This is a genomic window from Paenibacillus tyrphae, assembly GCF_027925525.1.
In the GTDB taxonomy this organism is placed as follows: Bacteria; Bacillota; Bacilli; order Paenibacillales; family NBRC-103111; genus Paenibacillus_G; species Paenibacillus_G tyrfis_B.
Window position 1 is genome coordinate 79052 of the sequence record NZ_BSDJ01000001.1, and the last position, 19432, is coordinate 98483.

Annotated in this window: 16 protein-coding genes; 6 read left to right on the plus strand and 10 right to left on the minus strand. The window is 60.1% G+C overall.

Translation table 11 applies throughout. The annotated features are described in order from the left end of the window. Positions 1–142: 142 nt before the first annotated feature. From QMG93_RS00365 to QMG93_RS00400, 8 genes are all read right to left on the minus strand, one after another. Positions 143–2017, minus strand: a complete 1875-nt coding sequence (locus QMG93_RS00365) for a sigma-54-dependent Fis family transcriptional regulator (RefSeq protein ID WP_281932924.1) — start codon at positions 2015–2017, stop codon at positions 143–145. A 150-nt stretch (positions 2018–2167) separates the two neighbouring features. Further along, positions 2168–3220, minus strand: a complete 1053-nt coding sequence (locus QMG93_RS00370; protein WP_281932925.1) for a 2,3-butanediol dehydrogenase — start codon at positions 3218–3220, stop codon at positions 2168–2170. Between the two features lie 12 nt (positions 3221–3232). Continuing rightward, positions 3233–4612 carry a dihydrolipoyl dehydrogenase gene (gene lpdA, locus QMG93_RS00375; RefSeq protein ID WP_281932926.1) on the minus strand — a complete coding sequence of 460 codons (1380 nt, stop codon included), beginning with the start codon at positions 4610–4612 and terminating at the stop codon, positions 3233–3235. 18 nt (positions 4613–4630) lie between these two features. After that, positions 4631–5914 carry a dihydrolipoamide acetyltransferase family protein gene (locus QMG93_RS00380; RefSeq protein WP_281932927.1) on the minus strand — a complete coding sequence of 428 codons (1284 nt, stop codon included), beginning with the start codon at positions 5912–5914 and terminating at the stop codon, positions 4631–4633. A gap of 35 nt (positions 5915–5949) precedes the next feature. Further along, the gene (locus QMG93_RS00385) at positions 5950–6984 is read right to left on the minus strand and encodes an alpha-ketoacid dehydrogenase subunit beta (protein ID WP_281932928.1); all 1035 of its coding nucleotides are present in this window, start codon (positions 6982–6984) and stop codon (positions 5950–5952) included. A 22-nt stretch (positions 6985–7006) separates the two neighbouring features. Next, positions 7007–8002 (minus strand): thiamine pyrophosphate-dependent dehydrogenase E1 component subunit alpha, encoded by a 996-nt coding sequence (locus QMG93_RS00390; RefSeq protein WP_281932929.1) that lies wholly within the window; start codon positions 8000–8002, stop codon positions 7007–7009. A 335-nt stretch (positions 8003–8337) separates the two neighbouring features. Continuing rightward, positions 8338–9018, minus strand: a complete 681-nt coding sequence (locus tag QMG93_RS00395) for an LrgB family protein (protein ID WP_010495941.1) — start codon at positions 9016–9018, stop codon at positions 8338–8340. Beyond that, the gene (locus QMG93_RS00400; RefSeq protein WP_216792080.1) at positions 9015–9386 is read right to left on the minus strand and encodes a CidA/LrgA family holin-like protein; all 372 of its coding nucleotides are present in this window, start codon (positions 9384–9386) and stop codon (positions 9015–9017) included. Before QMG93_RS00400 ends, QMG93_RS00395 begins: the two co-directional genes overlap by 4 nt. Before the next feature lie 109 nt (positions 9387–9495). Here QMG93_RS00400 and QMG93_RS00405 point away from each other — a divergent pair, with 109 nt between their 5' ends. Then, positions 9496–10398 (plus strand): LysR family transcriptional regulator, encoded by a 903-nt coding sequence (locus QMG93_RS00405; protein ID WP_281933264.1) that lies wholly within the window; start codon positions 9496–9498, stop codon positions 10396–10398. 27 nt (positions 10399–10425) lie between these two features. Next, positions 10426–11418 (plus strand): acryloyl-CoA reductase, encoded by a 993-nt coding sequence (locus QMG93_RS00410; RefSeq protein ID WP_281932930.1) that lies wholly within the window; start codon positions 10426–10428, stop codon positions 11416–11418. Positions 11419–11501: 83 nt separating this feature from the next. Here the strand turns inward: QMG93_RS00410 and QMG93_RS00415 are convergent, their stop codons facing one another. Continuing rightward, complete coding sequence (locus QMG93_RS00415; protein ID WP_281932931.1) at positions 11502–13397, minus strand: 5'-nucleotidase C-terminal domain-containing protein; 1896 nt, start codon at positions 13395–13397, stop codon at positions 11502–11504. Positions 13398–13620: 223 nt separating this feature from the next. On the opposite strand from QMG93_RS00415, the gene QMG93_RS00420 reads away from it, so the two are divergent. Next, positions 13621–14484: a polysaccharide deacetylase family protein gene (locus QMG93_RS00420; protein ID WP_281932932.1), complete on the plus strand. Its 864-nt coding sequence runs from the start codon at positions 13621–13623 to the stop codon at positions 14482–14484. A 12-nt stretch (positions 14485–14496) separates the two neighbouring features. On the opposite strand, the gene QMG93_RS00425 is transcribed toward QMG93_RS00420, so the two are convergent. Next, the gene (locus QMG93_RS00425; protein ID WP_281932933.1) at positions 14497–16389 is read right to left on the minus strand and encodes an ABC transporter substrate-binding protein; all 1893 of its coding nucleotides are present in this window, start codon (positions 16387–16389) and stop codon (positions 14497–14499) included. 141 nt (positions 16390–16530) lie between these two features. On the opposite strand from QMG93_RS00425, the gene QMG93_RS00430 reads away from it, so the two are divergent. From QMG93_RS00430 to QMG93_RS00440, 3 genes are read left to right on the plus strand one after another with little or no spacing between them, the layout of a single operon-like run. Further along, a complete protein-coding gene (locus QMG93_RS00430; protein WP_281932934.1) occupies positions 16531–17730 on the plus strand; it encodes an MFS transporter in 1200 nt (399 codons plus the stop codon). Next, entirely contained in the window at positions 17730–18233 is a 504-nt protein-coding gene (locus tag QMG93_RS00435; RefSeq protein WP_281932935.1) for a YdeI/OmpD-associated family protein, read from the plus strand. The genes QMG93_RS00430 and QMG93_RS00435 overlap by 1 nt, the downstream gene beginning before the upstream one ends. A 25-nt stretch (positions 18234–18258) precedes the next feature. Further along, complete coding sequence (locus tag QMG93_RS00440) at positions 18259–18936, plus strand: DNA alkylation repair protein (RefSeq protein ID WP_281932936.1); 678 nt, start codon at positions 18259–18261, stop codon at positions 18934–18936. Positions 18937–19432: the final 496 nt, after the last annotated feature.

Genomic DNA, 19432 nt, shown 5'->3' on the forward strand with positions numbered 1-19432 from the left:
ATGTCAAAGGTTTGTTATGTGCTTAGACGCAGAGATCACCGTATTTGTTTCGCCGCGAAAAAGTACAACCACAAAACGAAAAAGCGGCCTCGCACCAAGCTTTATGCCTTCGTGGGAGACCGCCTCTCATTCGCAGGCGCTGCTATTTATTGAATTTTTGCAGCCGTTTGTAAAAGGTGCTCCGGGGAACGCCCAGCATTCGGGCCGCTGCGGTGACGTTGCCCTTGGTCCGCTGCAGCGCTTCGGTCATTTGCTCCATCTGGATCTGCTCGCGCAGCGACAGCGCCATTGGCGGGTCTGGGATCGAGTCCGACAGAGCCGGCTGCGGATGGAAGCCGTCGAACCGGCTTAACGCTTCGCACGGATCGGCATCCGCTCCCTGCGTCATAATATGCAGCCGTTCCAGGACGTTCATCAGCTCCCGGATATTACCCGGCCAATCGTACTGCATCAACTGCTCGAAAAAGCGCTGCGGAAGCGATACCGCCCAAGCCTTCCGGCTGCAATAAAAGCGGACGAGGTGCGGAATATCTTCTCTTCTTTCGCGGAGCGGCGGCGCCTTGACCGGATACACGTGAAGCCGGTAGTACAGGTCCTCCCGAAACTTTCCTTCCTGCACCAGTTGCCGCAGATCGCGGTGGGTCGCCGTAATCATCCGAAAATCGAGCGGGACCTCCTGCGTTCCCCCGACAGGCGTCACTTTCCGTTCCTGCAGCACCCGCAGCAGCGCCGCCTGCATGGAAAGCGGAATTTCCCCGATTTCATCGAGAAAAATCGTTCCGCCGTTCGCCTGCTCGAACTTCCCTTTGTACCCGTTCCGCCGGGCCCCGGTAAACGCCCCTTCCGCATAGCCGAACAGCTCGCTTTCCATCAGCTCCTTGGGGATCGCGCCACAATTGACGGCCAAGAACGGCCTCGTCCGGCGAGGGCTGTTCTCGTGGATCGCTTGGGCGATCAGCTCCTTGCCCGTCCCGGTCTCCCCCAGAATACAGACGCTGGCGTCCGTAGGCGCGACCCGCTTCATGTCATCGAGCGTTTGCCGGAAGGCCGTGCTCGTGCCAATCTCCCCTTGAAAGACAAAGGATTTCGAATTTTCCGCGACCACACCCGGCTGCGGAAAAAAGACCGGCTTGAAGGCGCCTGATAGCGTTTCCTGCAAATAGACGCAGGTGCCAATCAGTCCCCCGTGCGAATCCGACAGGACTGGGACGGTCATCCGGGCTTCCAACCCGAATCCGGCCAGTTCGTCAGCCTTTAAGCCGGCCCAAGCAGGAATCCGCCGGCGGACCGCCTTGCTGGCGCAGACGAGCCCATGTTTGCTACTGCAAACAACCACAGGCTGATCGGTTTCCAGCCGGTCGGCGGTTTGCCGGACGAGCTCCATCTCGTCTTTGTGCAGCCGTATGCTGAGATCGCGTTCGATCGCATACGCAACCGAAGTGACCATGCCGAGCATATAAGGATGGGCGCGGTCTACCGGACAGGAAACGTCGAGCACGCCGATGATCTGGCCGTCGTCGCCACGGATCGGGGCCGCCGAGCAGCTCCAGCGATGGGAAGCGATCGAATAATGCTCCGACCCCGTCACCATCAGGGGCTCTCCGGCCAACAGGGCGGTGCCGATGGCATTCGTACCGACCTCGCCCTCCGTCCAGCGGACGCCTTCGACAAAGTTGATTTTTCCCGCTTCTTGGCGAACATGAAGGTTCCCGGTCATCGACAACACGTAGCCTTCCGGGTCAATGAGAAGCGCGATCATGCCCAGGTCGTCGATGAAGCCGTTCATGCGCTCCAGATGCGGCTGCGCCATATCCCGAAGCAGAGCGTTCTTTTTCTTCTGGGAATGAAACCGGTCATTGGTTAAAACAAGGCGGCCTTTATCCAGATGAGGATTGACGCGCGCATCCCGGGAACGGTACCAGGATTCCACGATTCGTTTATTTAGCCGGGACGCATCCAGAACGCCTTCGTTGACGAAACGCTCCCATATGTTTAAACTCAATGCGGTTTCAAGCATAAGACCCTCTCCCCTGAATGTATATTGTTCGATATAATTCAAAGTCCGCTTAGGGCTGTACGAGCGTGAAACGTGTCACTTTGATTATAAACGATTAAGATAACGCTTACAATCAAGCTTCGGTCTCAGGAGCCGCCGCACGGATAAGCGTCAGGGCTTGGGAGAGACAATAATTTTAATTTGTTCCTTACTGCCGACCAATTCCTCGAAGCCGTCCGGGACCAAACGATCCAGCCGGATCTTCTTCGTAATCAATTCGTCGACCCGCAGCCGGCCTTCCGAGATAAGCGAGATGACGGCTGGGAAAATATTGCGGTACGCGAGCACGCCTTTCAGCTCCCGCTCCTTAAGCACGAGGGTATTCGGGGCGATCGACGCCGGTTTTTCCCAGATGCTTACAATGACCGTCTGACCGTCGGTTTTCGTGCTGCGGATCGCATCGTTCAGGCAGACTTCAATGCCGGTGACTTCGAAGCTGACGTCCACGCCGCCGGGAACGAGCCGGTGCACCGCTTCGATCGCGTTGTCCTTCAACGGGTGGATGACGTGATGAGCGCCCAGTGCGAGCGCCGTTCGTTGTCTGGCTTCGGAAATTTCCACGGCAATAATCCGGCTGGCGCCTGCCGCGCGGGCGGCTTGGATAACGAGCAGGCCGATAGGGCCCGCTCCGTAGACGACGCAGGTGTCGCCGGCCTTAAGCCTGCTTTGCCGGACGGCATGAACGGCGACGGCCGCTGGCTCCACCATCGCGCCTTGCTCGTAGGTCATCCCATCCGGGAGCTGATGAACCATGCTCTCTTTCACCGAGGTGATCTCGCTGAACCCGCCTCCGCCCCCGCTCAGTCCGTGGAAGCCGAGCTCATCGCACACGTTGTATAAGCCTTGCCGGCACGGAAGGCACGTCCCGCACGCGAGAATCGGCTCGACCGTTACCCGGTCCCCGACCTCCACCTTCGTTACGCCCGGGCCGACCGCGACGACTTCGCCGGCAAACTCATGCCCCAGAATGACCGGGGCCCGTTCGTTCGTCAGCGGGTGGGGCTGATCGGGAATGAAGATCGGCCCAGCCAAATACTCGTGCAAATCCGTTCCGCATATGCCACACCACTCGACCCGAATGTTGACCATGCCCGGCCGAACCGGAGGCTCCGGCGTTTCCTCTATACGCACATCGCGAATGCTATGCCAAAATGCTGCTTTCATCGGTGGACCTCCTTAAACATGCACCGCGTGGCCGATGGCGCCCAGAATCGCTTCGTGAACCGCTTCGGACAACGTCGGATGGGCGGCGATAAAGTGCTCCATCATATCGGCGGTCATCTCGCTATGCAGCAGGATGGCGCCTTGGCCGATCAGCTCCGTCGCTTTCGGACCGACGATGGAAATGCCGACAATTTCGTGGTACTGCGGCTCCGTCAGCACCTTCACCCTGCCGACCGGTTCGTCCAAAATCATCGCTTTGCCGTTGGCGGCGAACGGAAATTCTCCCACGCGGATATCGCCGTACCGTTCTCTGGCCTGCTTCTCGGTCAAGCCTACCCCGGCAATTTCCGGGGAGGTATAGATGCAGCGCGGAACCGCCCGGTAATTGACCTTTGCCTCGGCTCCGGAAGCATGCAGCGCAGCGACGGTGCCCTCGTGAAAAGCGACATGCGCGAGCTGAATGCCGCCGATGACGTCGCCGCAGGCATAAATATGGGGAACGCTGGTCTGCATATGCGCGTTGACTTCGATCCCCTGCTTCGTATACCGGACCCCGGCGTTTTCCAGGCCGAGTCCATCCGTCCGCGGCTTTCTCCCGATCGCGACAAGCACGCGGTCGGCGGTGCCTTCGAACACCCGGCTCTCGGTTTCGAAAATCGCCAGCTTCTCCTCCGGCTGCAGCCGCTTCACGGCAGTGGACGTATACACCTTCACGCCCGCTTTCTCCAGCTCCCGCTGCAGGACGGCCGCCGTGTCCGCGTCTTCGCCCGGTAGCAGCTGGTCGGCCATCTCGACCACAGTCACTCGGCTTCCGAGACGGCTGTAGATGCTTGCAAACTCGCAGCCGATGACGCCGCCTCCGATAATCAGCAGGGAAGCCGGAACCGCAGACAGCGACATTGCCTGGCCGCTGTGAATGATCCATTCCCCGTCGAAGGGGGCAAAGGGCAGAGCGACGGGCTCCGAACCTGCGGCGATAATGAAGCGGTCCGCTTCCACGGCCTCATGTTTGTCTCCCTGCGAGACTTGCAGCTTACGGTCCGTGACAAAGCTTGCCTGTCCCCGCAGCACTTTTATTTTATTTTTTTTCATCAAATAGCCGATGCCCTGCACCAGCTTGCTCACAATCCCGTTCTTATAGCTCTGCACCGCGTTCCAATCGACCTCGACCCGGTCCGTGGGCAGCACTACGCCGAACCGGCCGGCGTGCTTGACTTTGTCCAGCGTATCCGCGCTTTCGAGCAGCGATTTGGTCGGCATGCAGCCCTCATTCAGGCACGTTCCTCCCAGCTCCTTCTGCTCGATCAAGGTCACCTGCTTGCCCTGCCCGGCGGCGGCAATCGCCGCCACATACCCCGCAGGACCTCCTCCGATAATGGCTATCGTCTCCATGGTATGGCCTCTCCTTCCCTACAAAACAAGCCGGTACGGGTCTTCCAGCGCGTCCTTCACTGCACGCAGGAACTCGGCGGCCGGCGCGCCGTCCAATACCCGGTGGTCGAAGGTCAGGCTGAGCGGCAGCAGACTCCGGCGCTGCAAGTCGTCTCCCTTGTAGACCAGCATCTCCGCCACGCCGCCGACGCCAAGAATGCCCGCTTCGGGCGTGTTCAGAATCGGCGTAAAATAATCGATGCCGTAAGCGCCGAGGTTCGTGATCGTAAACGTCGAGCCTTGAAGAGCGTCGCTTCCGAGCTGGCCGTTTCTCGCTTGCAGCGCCAGCGCCTTGATTTGGCGCGACAAATCCAGTACGGAGTACTGATCGGCATGACAGATGACCGGAACGACCAATCCCTTGTCCAAAGCGACGGCGATCCCCAAATGCACGTGGTCGAACACGTGGATGCGGTCGTCGATATACGCGCTGTTCATCTGCTTATGCCGCTTGAGCGAAAGGACGACGGCGCGGGCAATAAAATCGGTCACCGTCAGCTTGACCTCGTGCTGCCGCTGCGCGGTTTCGCTCATCTGCCTCTGCAGCGCGAGCAGATCGGTGACGTCGGCCCGCAGCGTCAGCGTCAGCTGGGCGCTCTGCTGCAAGCTGTCGTGCATCCGCGCCGCGATGACCTTGCGGATGCCGGTGACCGGAATTTGCTCCGTGTGCTCCACAAAGCCGGACGGGGCGGCAGTCGCATTTGTCCCGGTGGACGAAGCAGTTGCTTCCCCGGCAGAAGCAGAAGCAGACGATGCGGAAGTCGCGTTGGCGATGGCATGCTCCACGTCCTCCTTCGTAATTCGTCCCTGCGGACCCGTTCCCGTTAGTTTCGCGATATCGAGCCCGGCCGCCTCCGCCATTTTGCGGGCGACCGGTGAGATTTTGATGTCCCTGCCGTGTACGGGAGCTTCGGAAGGTACTGTCCCGCCTGACGGAGCCGCGTCCGGCACTGCGCCGCCTGACGGAGAGCCGTCAGTAGCTGCGCCCTCCGCCGCCCCTGCGGCCACGCCGCCGACTTGCTCGCCGGGCTGACCGATATAGCCGATGACCGTGCCCGGCGGCACGCCTTCCCCTTCGGGAACGACGATCTTCAGCAGGACGCCGTCTGCAGGCGCTTCCAGATCCGTTTCAATTTTTTCCGAGCCGATATTGGCGATGATGTCCCCTTTAGTCACGGGGTCGCCCTCTTTCTTATGCCAGAGGGATACCGATCCTTCCTTCATCGCCATGCCCAGCTTGGGCATGACCACTTCTACAGCCATGGCGATCTCTCCTATCCGGGTTAGTCTGGGTCCGTCTATACGGCGAGCAGCGATTTGTCGCCGAGCAGCTCGGCAACGACTTCAAGCACCTTTTGCGGCGTCGGCAAATAAATGTCTTCCAGCGGCGGCGAGAACGGCACGGGCGTATGCGGCGCCGTGATCCGCTTGATCGGCGCGTCCAGGCTGTCGAACGCTTTATCTGCTACGAGGGCGGCGATATCCGTCGCGATGCTGCACCGCGGATTCGCCTCGTCGATAACGATCAGGCGGTTCGTCTTCGTCACGGAAGCGAGTATCGTATCCTCGTCCAGCGGGGACAGGCTGCGCGGATCGACGACTTCCGCTTCGATGCCTTTTTGCGATAGCTGCCGGGCGGCCGTCAGCGCCGTCTGCACCTGCTTGCCGATTGCCACGATGGTCAGGTCCGAACCGGTCCGCTTAATGTCGGCTTTTCCGAGCGGAATCGTATAGTACCCTTCGGGCACCTCGCCGGTCGCGTTATACAGCGTCTTATCTTCGAAGAAAATGACGGGATCGTTATCCTCGATGGAGGCCAGCAGCAGTCCTTTGGCATCGTAAGGGGTCGAAGGGACGACGACTTTAATGCCGGGAATGCTGGTGAACAGCGCATATAGGCTCTGCGAATGCTGCGCCGCCGCGCGGAAGCCGGCCCCGTGCGTCGTGCGGATCGTCACCGGCACCTGCGCCTTGCCTCCGAACATATAGCGGAATTTGGCCCCTTGGTTCAGCACCTGATCCAGACAGCTCCCGATAAAATCGTTAAACATCAGCTCCGCAATCGGGCGCAAACCCGTCGCAGCGGCTGTCATCGCCGCGCCGATATATCCCGCTTCGGTGATCGGCGTATCCAGTACCCGGTCGCGGCCGAACTCTTGCACGATGCCTTTCGTCACGCCCAGCACGCCGCCCCATGCTTCATCGTCCTGCAAGTGGTCTACGGCCGCCCCGCCGGCCACGTCCTCGCCCATCAGAATGACATTTTCATCCTTGCGCATCGCCAGCTTCATCGCCTCGTTGATCGCCGCGGACATACTGATTTTTCTTGTCATGCCGGTTCCTCCTCGAATGAAATTAGTAAGATACGTACACGTCCGTCAGCAGCTCGGATGCGTCCGGATACGGGCTGTTTTCCGAAAATTCGACGGCCTTCTCCACCGCTTGCTCTACCGAAGCCTTCATGTCCGCCAGCTCGGCTTCGGTATACAGGCGCTCGGTCAGCAGATACGATTCGAACGCGGTAATCGCGTCTTTTTCCTGCAAATGCTCTTTTCGTTCATAATCTTTTTTATATTTTTGGGCATCGCCCTCGAAATGTCCGTAATTGCGGTAGGTGACGCATTCGATCAGCGTCGGGCCCTCGCCACGGCGCGCCCGCTGCACGGCCTGCTCCGCCGCCTCGTAAACAGCAAGCACGTCTTTACCGTCCACCCGGACGCCCGGAATATTGTAAGCGATTGCACGATCGGCGATAGTTTTGCAGCTTGAGGCATATTCGAACGTCGTCGCTTCACCGTACCCGTTATTTTCAGCAATGAAAATGACCGGCAGCTTCCAGATCGCGGCCAAATTGATGCCTTCGTGGAACGTTCCCTGGTTGTTCGCGCCGTCTCCAAAAAAGCATACGCTGACCGCATTCGTTTTCTTGTACTTGGCGGTCAAGGCGGAGCCGCAGGCCAGCGGGTAACCGCCGCCGACGATGCCGTTGGCGCCCAGCATGCCTTTGTTCAGGTCGGCGATATGCATCGAGCCGCCCTTCCCTTTGCACAGCCCGGTAATTTTCCCGAACAGCTCCGCCATCATGCCGTCCAGCTCGCAGCCTTTGGCGATACAGTGCCCGTGTCCGCGGTGGGTGCTGGTGATGCTGTCTTTATCGTCCAGATGGGCGCATACGCCGACCGCTACCGCCTCTTCTCCGGCGTACAGGTGGACGAAACCGGGAAGTCGGCCTTGGGCAAACAAATCGTGCACCTTATCTTCGAACTTGCGGATTTCCAGCATCTTTTGAAACATCCATCCTGCTTTTTCCCGGCTCAAGGCCGTTCCCTTGTCCTGCGCGGCGTTAACCATACCGTGTTCCTCCTTTGGATGTAAAAAATGTCCCCACGCCGGATAGTATTGCAAGTTTCGTGCCAACGGAAAAACCGCTTGATTCTCGCAGAAATGCGGCCCGCAGGAAGCAGAAAAAGTGGACACAAAGAGACTACTGTCTCGTTTTGTCCACTTTTGTTCACCTATTCATCATTGGGATTATCATGGGGAATATCCTGAAATTAGGAGTTTCGGTTTCCTGAAGGAGGGGATGCGACGAAGATGAATCCGGATCGAAAAAGTTATGGGGCTCGGGGAAGAGCGGGCGGCTCTTCCTCGAATGTTCACAGCAGCGCGAATAATCTTCGGCGGCTTTACAGGAGCAGGACTAGCCAAGGGACAACAACCAGCGCCAGAAGCGCAGTCACGAGCATGGCAATGCTCGACACCGTGCCGGAGACGGCACCGAACTCGAACGCCGTCGTCGTTCCGGCCGTATGCGCGCTCGTCCCGAGCAGCACGCCCTGCGCCACCCCGCTGCGGATGCGGAACAGCCGGATAAGCATCGGTCCGACGACCGTGCCAAGCAAGCCCGTGACCAGCACGAACAGCGCCGTCATGGCCGGGATGCCCCCGATCATATCCGTGATGGCGATGGCAATGGGCGTTGTCGTGGAGCGGAGCACCAGGCCGTCGATGATCTTCACGTCGAGGTGCAGCCCCTTGGCGATCCATACCGAGGTCGCAACACCCGCCGCGGAGCCGACCAGTACGCTGGCCATGATTTCTACCGCATATTTGCGCAGCAGGGCGACATTTTTGTAGAGCGGCACGGCCAAGGCAATGGTCGCCGGTCCGATCATGTCTGTCAGCCAGTGCGCCCCGGCGTTGTAGGTTTCGTAAGGAATGTCCGCTTGCAGCAGCAGGACGATGACAACCGCCGGCGTCAGCAGCAGCGGAGATAGATAGATTTTAGGCTTCCTGCGATACAAGCTTTTTATACCGTAATAGACGGCCATGGTGAACAGCAGCAAGACGAGCGAGAGCCAGGTCATGACGGGGTCCGCTCCTTCCGCTTCACGATCGCCTGCGCCACAAGTCCTGCCGAGAGCATGACGACGATCAGGCTGCTCACCAGCACGAGCATGATCGGCAAGCCGTTATCCCGCAGCAGCGACTGATATTGAATCATCCCGGCCGCCGCAGGGATGAAGAACAGCAGCATTTCCGCCAACAGCCATTTGGCCCCGAGATCGATCCATTCGATCCGGATGATTTTCAATTGTAACAGCACAAATACAAGAATGATCCCGAGAATGCTCCCCGGAACCGGCAAATGAAGCAGAGCCGCCAGCCCGTTCAACAGCCAAGAAACGAGCACAAAAAAGAGCACCTGCCCCAAAGTTTTCACAAAAGCCGTCATGTTGCACAGCTCCTTTCCATCCAAAGTTTACACCCCTTCTTTTCATAGGTAAAATGAATATATCGAATTTCTTTCATTCCAATCATCTATGCAAAGGAGGTGCGCGGGCATCGATATCCGGCAGTTGGAGTATGTGCTGGAGATCATCCGGCACAGCAGCTTCACCAAAGCGGCCGAGGCGCTGCACATTACCCAGCCCACGATCAGCAAAGCGGTCAAAAATCTGGAGGAGGAGCTGGGCGTCCCGCTCTTCGTCCGCTCGGGCAAAACGCTGGAGCTAACCGACGCCGGCCAGCTTATTGCCGGTCAGGCGCAAGATGTCGTCCGTTCGTTCAAGCATCTGGAGCTGCAGCTCGGCGATTTGACGAATTTCAAAAAAGGGCATATCCGGATCGGACTGCCGCCGATGGCGGGCGCGAGATTTTTCCCCGGCATTCTAAGCCGGTTTCGCGACACGTATCCGGGGCTCACGATCCAACTGGAGGAGGACGGCTCGGTTAAGCTCGCGGAAAAGGTGGAGGACGGCACGCTGGACGTCGGCGTCGTGCTTTTGCCGGTGGACGAGGACGTCTTCGAGTCGTACTCGTTCGTAAACGAACGGCTGCGGGCCGTGCTCCCTCCTTCCCATCCGTTGGCGGGCAGAAAGGAAGTCCGGCTGGCCGAGCTGCAGGACGAAGCTTTCATTTTGTTCCGGGAAGACTTTGCGCTGCACGAGCGGATTATCGAGGCTTGCGACGACGTCGGCTTCCGGCCCCGGATCTGGTACGAAAGCTCGCAGTGGGATTTTATCTATGAAATGGTCGCCGCGGGAATGGGCGTCGCCCTGCTGCCCGAAAGCATCTGCGGCATGCTCGACCCGAACCGCGTCGCCACGGTCACTTTGACCGACCCGGCCATTCCATGGCATCTGGGCATGATTTGGCGGAAGGATCGCTACCTGTCGTTTGCCGCGCGGGAGTGGGTCCGCTTCTCGAAGGCGCATTTGACGAACCAAGGCAGGCCGTCTCTTTAAATCCATTTTCGAAAGGGGTACGTAAATATGGAACGATTTCGTGCACTCGTCGTGGACAAAACGGAGAATCAGTTTTCGGTAGGCGTACAATCGCTCAGCTTGGACGATTTGTCGGAAGGCGAGGTGCTCATTCGGGTCGCCTACTCCGGCGTCAATTATAAGGACGGCTTGGCGGCAAGCCCGGAGGGCCGGGTGGTCCGCAGCTATCCCACCGTGCCAGGGATCGATCTCGCCGGGACGGTAGCCGCTTCAACCGACCCGCGGTTTCGCGAAGGCGACGAGGTGCTGGCGACGAGCTATGAGCTTGGCGTCGGACATTCCGGCGGATTCAGCGAATATGCGAGGGTTCCTGCCGATTGGGTGATCTCCCTGCCGAAAGGGTTAACCCACCGTGAGGCGATGATCCTCGGCACGTCGGGACTGACTGCGGCGCTGTCCATCCACCGCATGGAAGAGAACGGCTTGCGCCCTGAGAACGGCCCCGTGCTCGTTGCCGGAGCGACCGGCGGCGTCGGAAGCCACGCCGTCTCCATGCTTGCGGCATCGGGGTACGAGGTCACGGCTAGCACGGGAAAAGCGCAGGAGCATGACTACCTGCGCGAGCTTGGTGCCGGTTCGATCCTCAACCGGGAAGAGCTGTACCCGGACGCGGTCAAGCCCTTGACCAAGGAACGGTGGGCGGGTGCCGTCGATCCGGTGGGCGGAGCCGCGCTGCCGCATATTCTTAGCGCTATCCGCCGCGGCGGCTCCGTGGCGCTTAGCGGATTGACCGGCGGCGCCGAATTTACGGCGGCCGTGTTCCCGTTCATTCTCCGCGGCGTGAACCTGCTCGGCATCGATTCCGCCTACTGCCCGCTTCCGCTCCGGCAGCGGCTCTGGGAACGGATGGCCTCGGATCTGAAGCCGCCGCGGCTCGAAGCGATGGTCCATGCGGAAACGTCGCTCGACGAGCTGCCGGACGCGCTGCAGCACATTCTGCAAAGCGGCGTCCGCGGGAAGGTCGTTGTGAAGCTGAAGTAAGCGCTCGGCAAGAGACGTGAAAAAGCCCGACCGGTCAACCCGGTCGGGCTCTTTGTACGGCTGCGGCGTCAACTGCAAGCCGCTTATCCGGCAGCAGGAAGCTTGATCTTCTGACCCGGGAAAATGAGATCCGGATTGCTGAGCTGATTCAGCTCCTGCAGCTTCTGCCACGTAGTGTTATGCTTCCTGCCGATTTTCGACAGCGTATCGCCGGACTTCACGGTATATACTCCGCCGTCTGTCGCCGCTGGAGCCGCCGGGGCGGGCTTTGCAGCTTCCGGTGCTGGTGCAGGCGTTGTCGGTGCAGGAACGGCCGGAGCCGGTGCTGGCACTGGCTTGGACGTCTGCTCGGCCGGCGGAGCCGGAGGAGCCGGAGGAGCCGGTACGGTTGGCGCCGGTGGTGCCGGTGGCGTTACCGTGTCGGATGCCTTTTTGACCGCGATGCGGCTTTCGACCTGCGGGTTCACTTCGCCCTTTTTCTGGAAGTACTTGATCAGCGATTCCTCCAGCGAAGAATAGTCGCCCGCGAGCGGGTAATCCTTGAACATCTTGTAATCGTCCCCGCCTGCGGCCATAAAGTCGTTCGTCGCAAGCAGATACGTTTTGTTCGGGTCGATCGGCTGGCCTTTGACCTTGACCGCGGATACCCGTTTGCCTTTCGGCTGCGCAGGATCGAGCTCAAAGGTAACGCCGCCGACCTGCGGGAAGCCGCCCAGCGGTTCCGGATAAGCGGATACGCCATGCTCAAGAGCGGCGACGATGTCGGAGCCCTTCACTTTTTTCGTTTGAATGTAGTTGCCGAACGGCAGTACGGTAATGACCTGCCCTTTCGTGATCGGGCCTGCGGCGATCGAATCGCGGATGCCGCCGCCGTTCGTGATGGCGACGTCGGCGCCTGTCTCGTCGATCATCGCGTCGGCAATCAGGTTGCCGAGGTTCGACTCGCCCTTGCGCACGACTTCGCGGTCCCCGACCAGCTTGACGGAAGTCGAGCCCACTTTTTGCTCGAGCACCTTCTCCTGCTCTTTTTTCACAGAATTAATAATGTCCAGAACGGCCGCGTCGCCCGGAGTTTTGTCGTCGTCGGCGGCTTTTTTCGTGATCAGACCGGACACCTTGTCCTTCAGCTTCCCGTTCTCGAACGTCAGGTCGACGCGTCCGAATTGCTTAAGGTACTCGCCGGTCTGGGCGATCAGCACGTTGCCGACCTTCATGCCCGTATCCAGCTTCGTATGGCTATGTCCGTCGATGATGACGTCGATGTCCGGCACCTGCTCGGCCACCTTGATGCTCGTGTCGATGCTGGACTTGTCGACTCCGAGATGCGTCACCGCAATAATGGCGTCGACTTTTTTGCCTTTCAGCTCGCCCACAATCGCCTTCGCCTCGACGGCAGGGTCCGTGAACGTGAGGCCCGCGACGTTGTTCGGATGCGTTTTATAAGCGGTTTCAGGCGTAGTCAGGCCGAAAATACCCAGCTTGATGCCGTCCACTTCCTTGATCACGTAAGGCTCCAAAATGCGGGTGCCGTCCGCTTTTTTTGTATTGGCGCTCAGTACGGGGAATTTGGCTTTGCCCGCCAGCTCCTTAAGCCGCTCGTACCCGTAGTTGAAATCGTGGTTGCCCGCGGCCATCGCACTGTACCCCACGGCATTCATGATGTTGACGATGCTTTCGCCGCGCACCAGATTCGCAACCGTTTGCCCGTGGAACGTATCGCCGGCATCCAGTATGAGCGAGTTCGGGTTCGTTTTCGCATACTCCTTGATCATCGCGGCCATTTTGGCGAAGCCGATCCCTTCCTTGCTCTCGTCGACCCGGGAATGCGTATCGTTCGTGTGGAACAGCGTAATCTTCGTCGTGCCCTTCTTGCCGCCGGTGTTCCCCGTCGACGTTTCCGCCGCCGCTGCCGGGGCTGCCGCCGATACGAGCATAAGCGCAGCCAGCGCCGGGGACATCCATTTTTTCCAACCCTTCATTCGCAGCTTCTCCTCCCAAATTGAACCAGTTTGGCATGTCCCTTTTAGTTTAGCACAGATATATAAATGGAAATTCTGCCCTGTGTAAATTTTTCGTAAATTCAATCGGCTCGATGGCAGAAAGGCAATTCCTGCGCCAGCTTTAAAACGAGAGATTGAGTTTTTTCAACTGGTATCATACAATGAAAATGCTTAATTTTTGGCAAAAAGGGGATTGCAGCACATGTTTGGATGGTTGGCAAAAGGCTTGCTCGCAGGCTGCATCGCAGTCGGGGTAATCGCCGGTTCGGTCTATCAATGGGGCAGCTATCCGTATGCGGATCAGGTCGCGGTGCTGGCCTATCATCATTTGGACGATACGGATCAAAGCAACGTCACGATCACGCCGGAGCTGTTCCGCAAGCAAATCAGCTTTTTGAAGGAAAAAGGATACCATTTTCTCACGCTTTCGGAATTCCGCGAATTCATGAACGGCAAGGACGTGCCCCGGCAATCGGTGCTGGTTACGTTCGACGACGGCTACGAAAGCTTCTATACGTACGGATACCCCGTGCTCAAGGAGCTTGGCATACCGGCGGTCAATTTCGTCGTGACCAAGGACTTGGCCGATCCGAAGGCGCCTGCCCTGACGGCTTTATCCGAGGAGCAGATCCGGCAGATGGCCTCGGAAACGGACTTTATCGATTTTCAATGCCATTCGCACGACCTGCACCAAAAAGTGGACGGCAATCCGCTGCTCACCAGCTTGCTGCATACGGAGGGCCGAATTGAAACGGTGGCCGAATATGGCGACCGGATTCTGAAAGATACCCGGGCTTGCGCCAGCCGGCTCCACGCCCTTCATCTGCAGGAAGTGGATATGTACGCCTACCCTTACGGCATGTACGATCAGCAGGCATCGGAGCTGGTCCGGCAGGCCGGGATTCGCTACGCGTTTACGGTAAAAAGCGGCATGGTGACGCAAAAGAACGACGTGATGCAAATTCCGCGCATCAATGCCGGGAATCCGAGCATTACGCCGGAAAAGCTGCACCGCACGATCATGCGCCGCGCCGTGAAGACACACCTGTCCTGGCTGAGCCGCTAAAGACAGGTTGGTTTAGCGGCGGCCGTCGAACCACAGCTTGCGGTAGTCGACCCAGCCGAGCGAGCTGATCGAGACGTCCCGCAGTCCCGGCGGGTACGAGGCCGACTGCTGCCAGCGGTACCACAGGATGACGGCGCGCTCCCGCAGGAGCGTTTCTTCCAGTCGGCCGAGCAGCGCTAACCGGTGGGCGCGGGAAGGCTCCCCAGGAAGTGCAGCGCACAGACGGCGCGCTATTTCATTCAGCTCCGGAGGCCAGCACCGCCTCACGGGGCTGTTTGCGTTAGCCAGCAGGGCGAGCAGCGTCCACTCCGCATCCTCTTGCACCGGCTGCTCCAGTAAGTACAAGTCCGCCGCGGCGAGCGTCTCCTCTTCGAACAAAGCCTCGTACGGCACAAACGCAAGCTCCAGACGAACGCCGTACGGAGCGAGCGCCCGCTGTAGCCACGCCGCATCCCGCTCGTGGCCTGCCCCCGCGTACGTGACGAGCCGCAGCGTCCGCTCCTCGAGCCTGTCCGCCGGAGTCCCGCCAGCATGGCAGGCTATCGCAGGGCTATGGCCAGCCTTGCAGTCCGGTGCAGAAGGTGTGGCGTTGTCATCCCCCTCCATGTCCCGGATAAAACGATTCGCCAGCGGCCCCCGGTTGCCGTCCAGGTCTAATTGGACCGAGCCGTTTCGGAGCACGGAGGCCAGCAGTTCCCGCAGTCCGGCGTCCGACCAAGGCGAGGAGCTGCCGCTACGCCAGTTCAACGCAATAAACTTGCAGCCCCGGTCGATGTTCGTTTCCTCCAGCCAGTGTTCCTGCAACCGGCTCTCCTCGCTTTCGCGGTAAGGGCGGTAATGCCGGAAGTTCAATCCGCCCAGCTCGGCTTCGTCCTCGGCGCCCGCAGCTTCATTGTCGTCATAAGTGGATGGCAAGCACCACATCTCCACGCGGTCCAAATGTGCTCTCCGCTTGTAGTAATCCGCAAACGCCTCAAGCGCAAGAAACCGGCTTTCCCGCTCCGCCAAGCGGAACGGTCCGGTGCCGACCGGGCGGAAAGCAAAGTCCGCCGTCAGCCCCGCCGGAACGATGGAGGCCGCCGGGGATGCCAGCAGCCCGAGCAAAGGTCCGAGCGGCTCTCGCAGCCGGATTTCCAGACGGAAATCGTCTAACGCCGCGACGGCTTCGAGTCCTTCGTATAGCGGCGCATAGGGTGAGATGGCATGGGGCTGCCCCCTGCCCCGCGTCCGCTCCAAGGTGTAGGCGGCATCCCGGGCCGTGAACGGAACGCCGTTGTGGAAGCGCACATGCTTTTGCAGCGCGAATATCCAGCGCTCCCGGCCCTCCTTGTCCGCCACCCGCTCCCAGTGATGGGCCAGCCCGGGCAAAAAACGGTCTGTCTCCCGGTCGTACCTCACCAACGTATCGAACAGTTGCCTGATCATATGCAGCTCCGTCCGCCGTGTCGCATAAACCGGGTCTAGCGAACCAAGCTGCCGGTAGGACGGGAAGCGGAGCACCTCCATGTGTCCCTGTTTCTCGTCCGGCGACGCTTCTCTACGGTAGCCGAACGCCTCCTGCAGCAGCTCCGCGAGCTGTCTGCGGCCGTCCGGCGTATCCGTGCCCTGCTCCGCCAAAGCCACAGCCTCGCGGAGCCGCCCATGGGCGAGCCGTTCCTTCACCTGCTCCAGCAGCAGCCTGTCGGGCTCCGCCCGCAGCTCCAGACGCGAACGGTTGCCGCGTCCGCGGCCCGGCTCCCACCCGATCCAATCGCGCACCCGCATTCCCCGCAGAAGCAGCTTCACATTGCGCTCCGTGCAGTGAAGCAGTCCGGCCAGCTCCGCCAGTGTCGCTTCTATTCCGCCATCCAGGCCCCGGGGCTGCAGCCCCCGGTACAGCTTCAGGTAATGCTCTTCCAGCCGCATCGCACTCTGACTCCTTCTTCCTTTCGATCATATAACCCTGAACCAAAAGGGGAAATTTTCTGAACCCAGTTTACACTTTTTATTCCCCTTTTTCCATTTACAATTAGAGCTACGTCAACGCATACAAAGGGGCTGTTTGAAATGAAAGCACACGGTCCATCCGTCCGCGCAATCGCTTGGGTAACGGCGGTCTGTCTGCTTGGCGATTCGATGCTCTATATCGTGCTTCCGGTGTACTGGCAGCATTACGGCTTGGATGCGCTCTGGCAGGTTGGCGTCCTGCTGTCGGTCAACCGCTTCGTCCGGCTGCCGCTCGGCCCGCTGATCGGCTGGCTGTACAGCCGGTTGCCGAAACGAACCGGCGTGCTTGCCGCGGTCGCTCTGGCCTGCGCGACGACGCTGGCGTTCGGCTTCTTCAGCGGCTTCGTGCCGCTGCTCGCGGCGCGGGCCTTATGGGGAGCAGCCTGGTCGATGCTGCGCATCGGTGGCTACCTGACGGTGCTGGAGGCCAGCGGCGGCGGGGACCGCGGCCAGCTGCTCGGCCGCTACAACGGCATCATGGGCGTCGGCAGCCTCGTCGGGATGCTGGCAGGCGGCCTGCTCGCCGACCTGCTCGGCGTGCGCGCGGTGGCGCTGCTGCTCGGCGCGGCCACGCTGGCCGGCCTGCCGTTCGCCTGGCGCTTCGTGCCGCCCACCGTCACGCCGTCTGCCTCGCCGCAGCCCGACCCTTCCGTGCCGCGGCTGACTACCGCAGTGCTGCTGCCGCTACTGTCGGGCTTCACGGCCGCGCTCGTCTTCTTCGGCCTGCTGATGTCCACCCTCAGCCCGCTGATCGCCGCCCGCCTGCCGGACGGCGGCACGCTCACGCTTGCAGGCTTCACGCTCGGCGCAGCCTCCGTCGCCGGCGTCCTGCAAGCGCTGCGCTGGGGCTGGTCGCCCTTCCTGTCTCCCTGGTTCGGGAGACAGTCAGACGGCCCTCGCGGCCGCCTGCCGCTGTACCTCGCCGCGCTCGGTCTGGCGGCTGCCGCCTTCGCGCTGCTGGCGGTACCGCTGCCCTTCGGCCTCTGGCTTGCGGTCCTGCTCGCGGTGATGCTGGCGAATACCGCCATCACCACGCTCTCGGACACGCTCGCCGCCGACGCCGCCGCGGGCAGCCGCGCTGTCGCGTACATGACGACGTATACGATCGTCGTCGATATCGGGGCCGCGCTCGGCCCGCTGGCCTCCTTCGTCCTGCTGGGCGCGTTCGGCCCCGCCGGCGTCGGCTTCGCCTGCGCCGCGCTGATGGCGCTCACCGCCGCAGCCTGGCTCATTTTTCATCGCCGACGGCGTATGCTATAATGTGCGGCAAAGAACGTACGAAGGAGCGAATCGAGATGCAGCAGTTCGAAGCGGTGCTTCACCGGCCCGAAGGGACAGGGACGTGGACGTACTTCACGCTGCCCTTTTCCGTGGAGGCCATTTTCGGCAGCAAAGGACAAGTCAAAGTGAAAGGAACGGTCAACGGCGTGCCGTACCGCAGCTCGGTAATGCCGCACGGAAACGGTACCCACTACATGGTCGTAGGCAAAGCGATTCGCGATCAGGCCGGGGTCGCGCCGGGCGATCCGGTGCAGGTCGCGATGGAACTTGATACGGAAGCGCGAACCATCGAGGTGCCCGGCGATCTGGCCGACGCTCTGCGCCAAACGGAAGAAGCCGCAGCCCGATTCGACAAGCTGGCTTATTCGCACCGGAAAGAATTCGTGGACTGGATCGAATCGGCCAAGCGGCCGGAAACGCGGGCGAGCCGGATCGCGAAAGCCGTAGCGATGGTGTTGGAAGGAAAAAGGCCGAAGGGATAGCGGGCGCTTTGGAGGAGGATGCGGCATGGAACTGGCGGAAATGATGGCACGGCTTGAAGTGCTGGGCACGGAGCAGAACCGTAAAGTGTACGGAAAACACGGCGCCAAAGAGCCGTTATTCGGAGTCAGCTTCGGCAATCTGGACAAGCTGAGAAAAGAGATTAAAACGAACGACGCCTTGGCCGAACAGCTCTGGAACACGGGAAATACGGATGCCCGGACACTGGCCGTCATGATCGCCGATCCGAAAACCCGAACGCTTGAGCAGTTGGAGCAATGGCTGGACGATATCGATTATTACTGCTTGACGGATGTGTTTGTGACCCATCTGGCAAGCAAATCCCCCTTGCTTCCCGAGCTGCTAGAACGCTGGACGGCTTCAGACCGGGAATGGGTCGGACGGGCCGGCTGGCAGCTGATGGCGCACGCCGCCATGAAGAGCAAAACGCTCGAGCTCGACGAGGACTATTTTCTCCGGCAGTTGGAGCGCATCGAAGCCCGCATCCATTCCAGCCCGAATCGTGCCCGGGATGCGATGAACGCCGCCCTGATCGCGATCGGGATGCGCAGCGAAGCTTTGGAAGCCGTGGCCTTGGCAGCCGCAGCCCGCATCGGCAAGGTCGAGGTCGACCATGGCGATACGGGCTGCAAGACGCCGGACGCGGCGGTTTACATCGCCAAGGCGAAGAGCCGGAAGCGCTGACCGCCGCACGAAGTAAGGAGCGCATTTCCGCGTACGGGAAGCGCTCCTTTTTATCTCAACGCGCACCTTTCCCGATACACGTTGCGTCACTGCGCGGCGGGTGATCCCCCTATGGGTGGGCAACGAGATGTATCCCCGGGAAGAAAACCCCCGAACCGCCGAAGAGCCTGTGTGAAGTGCAGGAGCGGAGCTTATTGGGAAATAGAGGAACGCTTGTTCCTTTATTTTCGCTATCGTGAAGCAGTTTGACAAAATAGAGGAACACATGTTCGTTATCCGTTCATTTTTGGGCGGAACTAATAAAATTCGACAAGAGTAACACATCTGTGTTCCGCTACTTGCCGCATCCCCTTCAACTCTGGCCATATAAAGGAACTGGGATGCCTAAATGGGAAAAATCATGATCCGCATCGCGTTTTGGCTACACTTAGCAAGCGGAACAGCTTCATGAAGGCCGGTCTCGTAAACATCATGAGGGCTGCCCCCCGACGTTTGC

What these genes read in the sequence shown, in the direction of transcription:
- QMG93_RS00425 (WP_281932933.1), bottom strand. Translation starts at nt 16,389, where the DNA reads ATGCGGCTGGAAGAGCATTACCTGAAGCTGTACCGGGGGCTGCAGCCC.
- QMG93_RS00430 (WP_281932934.1), top strand. Translation starts at nt 16,531, where the DNA reads ATGAAAGCACACGGTCCATCCGTCCGCGCAATCGCTTGGGTAACGGCG.
- QMG93_RS00370 (WP_281932925.1), bottom strand. Translation starts at nt 3,220, where the DNA reads ATGAAAGCAGCATTTTGGCATAGCATTCGCGATGTGCGTATAGAGGAA.
- QMG93_RS00380 (WP_281932927.1), bottom strand. Translation starts at nt 5,914, where the DNA reads ATGGCTGTAGAAGTGGTCATGCCCAAGCTGGGCATGGCGATGAAGGAA.
- QMG93_RS00390 (WP_281932929.1), bottom strand. Translation starts at nt 8,002, where the DNA reads ATGGTTAACGCCGCGCAGGACAAGGGAACGGCCTTGAGCCGGGAAAAA.
- QMG93_RS00410 (WP_281932930.1), top strand. Translation starts at nt 10,426, where the DNA reads ATGGAACGATTTCGTGCACTCGTCGTGGACAAAACGGAGAATCAGTTT.
- QMG93_RS00420 (WP_281932932.1), top strand. Translation starts at nt 13,621, where the DNA reads ATGTTTGGATGGTTGGCAAAAGGCTTGCTCGCAGGCTGCATCGCAGTC.
- QMG93_RS00415 (WP_281932931.1), bottom strand. Translation starts at nt 13,397, where the DNA reads ATGAAGGGTTGGAAAAAATGGATGTCCCCGGCGCTGGCTGCGCTTATG.
- QMG93_RS00400 (WP_216792080.1), bottom strand. Translation starts at nt 9,386, where the DNA reads ATGACGGCTTTTGTGAAAACTTTGGGGCAGGTGCTCTTTTTTGTGCTC.
- QMG93_RS00395 (WP_010495941.1), bottom strand. Translation starts at nt 9,018, where the DNA reads ATGACCTGGCTCTCGCTCGTCTTGCTGCTGTTCACCATGGCCGTCTAT.
- QMG93_RS00385 (WP_281932928.1), bottom strand. Translation starts at nt 6,984, where the DNA reads ATGACAAGAAAAATCAGTATGTCCGCGGCGATCAACGAGGCGATGAAG.
- QMG93_RS00440 (WP_281932936.1), top strand. Translation starts at nt 18,259, where the DNA reads ATGGAACTGGCGGAAATGATGGCACGGCTTGAAGTGCTGGGCACGGAG.
- QMG93_RS00365 (WP_281932924.1), bottom strand. Translation starts at nt 2,017, where the DNA reads ATGCTTGAAACCGCATTGAGTTTAAACATATGGGAGCGTTTCGTCAAC.
- QMG93_RS00435 (WP_281932935.1), top strand. Translation starts at nt 17,730, where the DNA reads ATGTGCGGCAAAGAACGTACGAAGGAGCGAATCGAGATGCAGCAGTTC.
- lpdA (WP_281932926.1), bottom strand. Translation starts at nt 4,612, where the DNA reads ATGGAGACGATAGCCATTATCGGAGGAGGTCCTGCGGGGTATGTGGCG.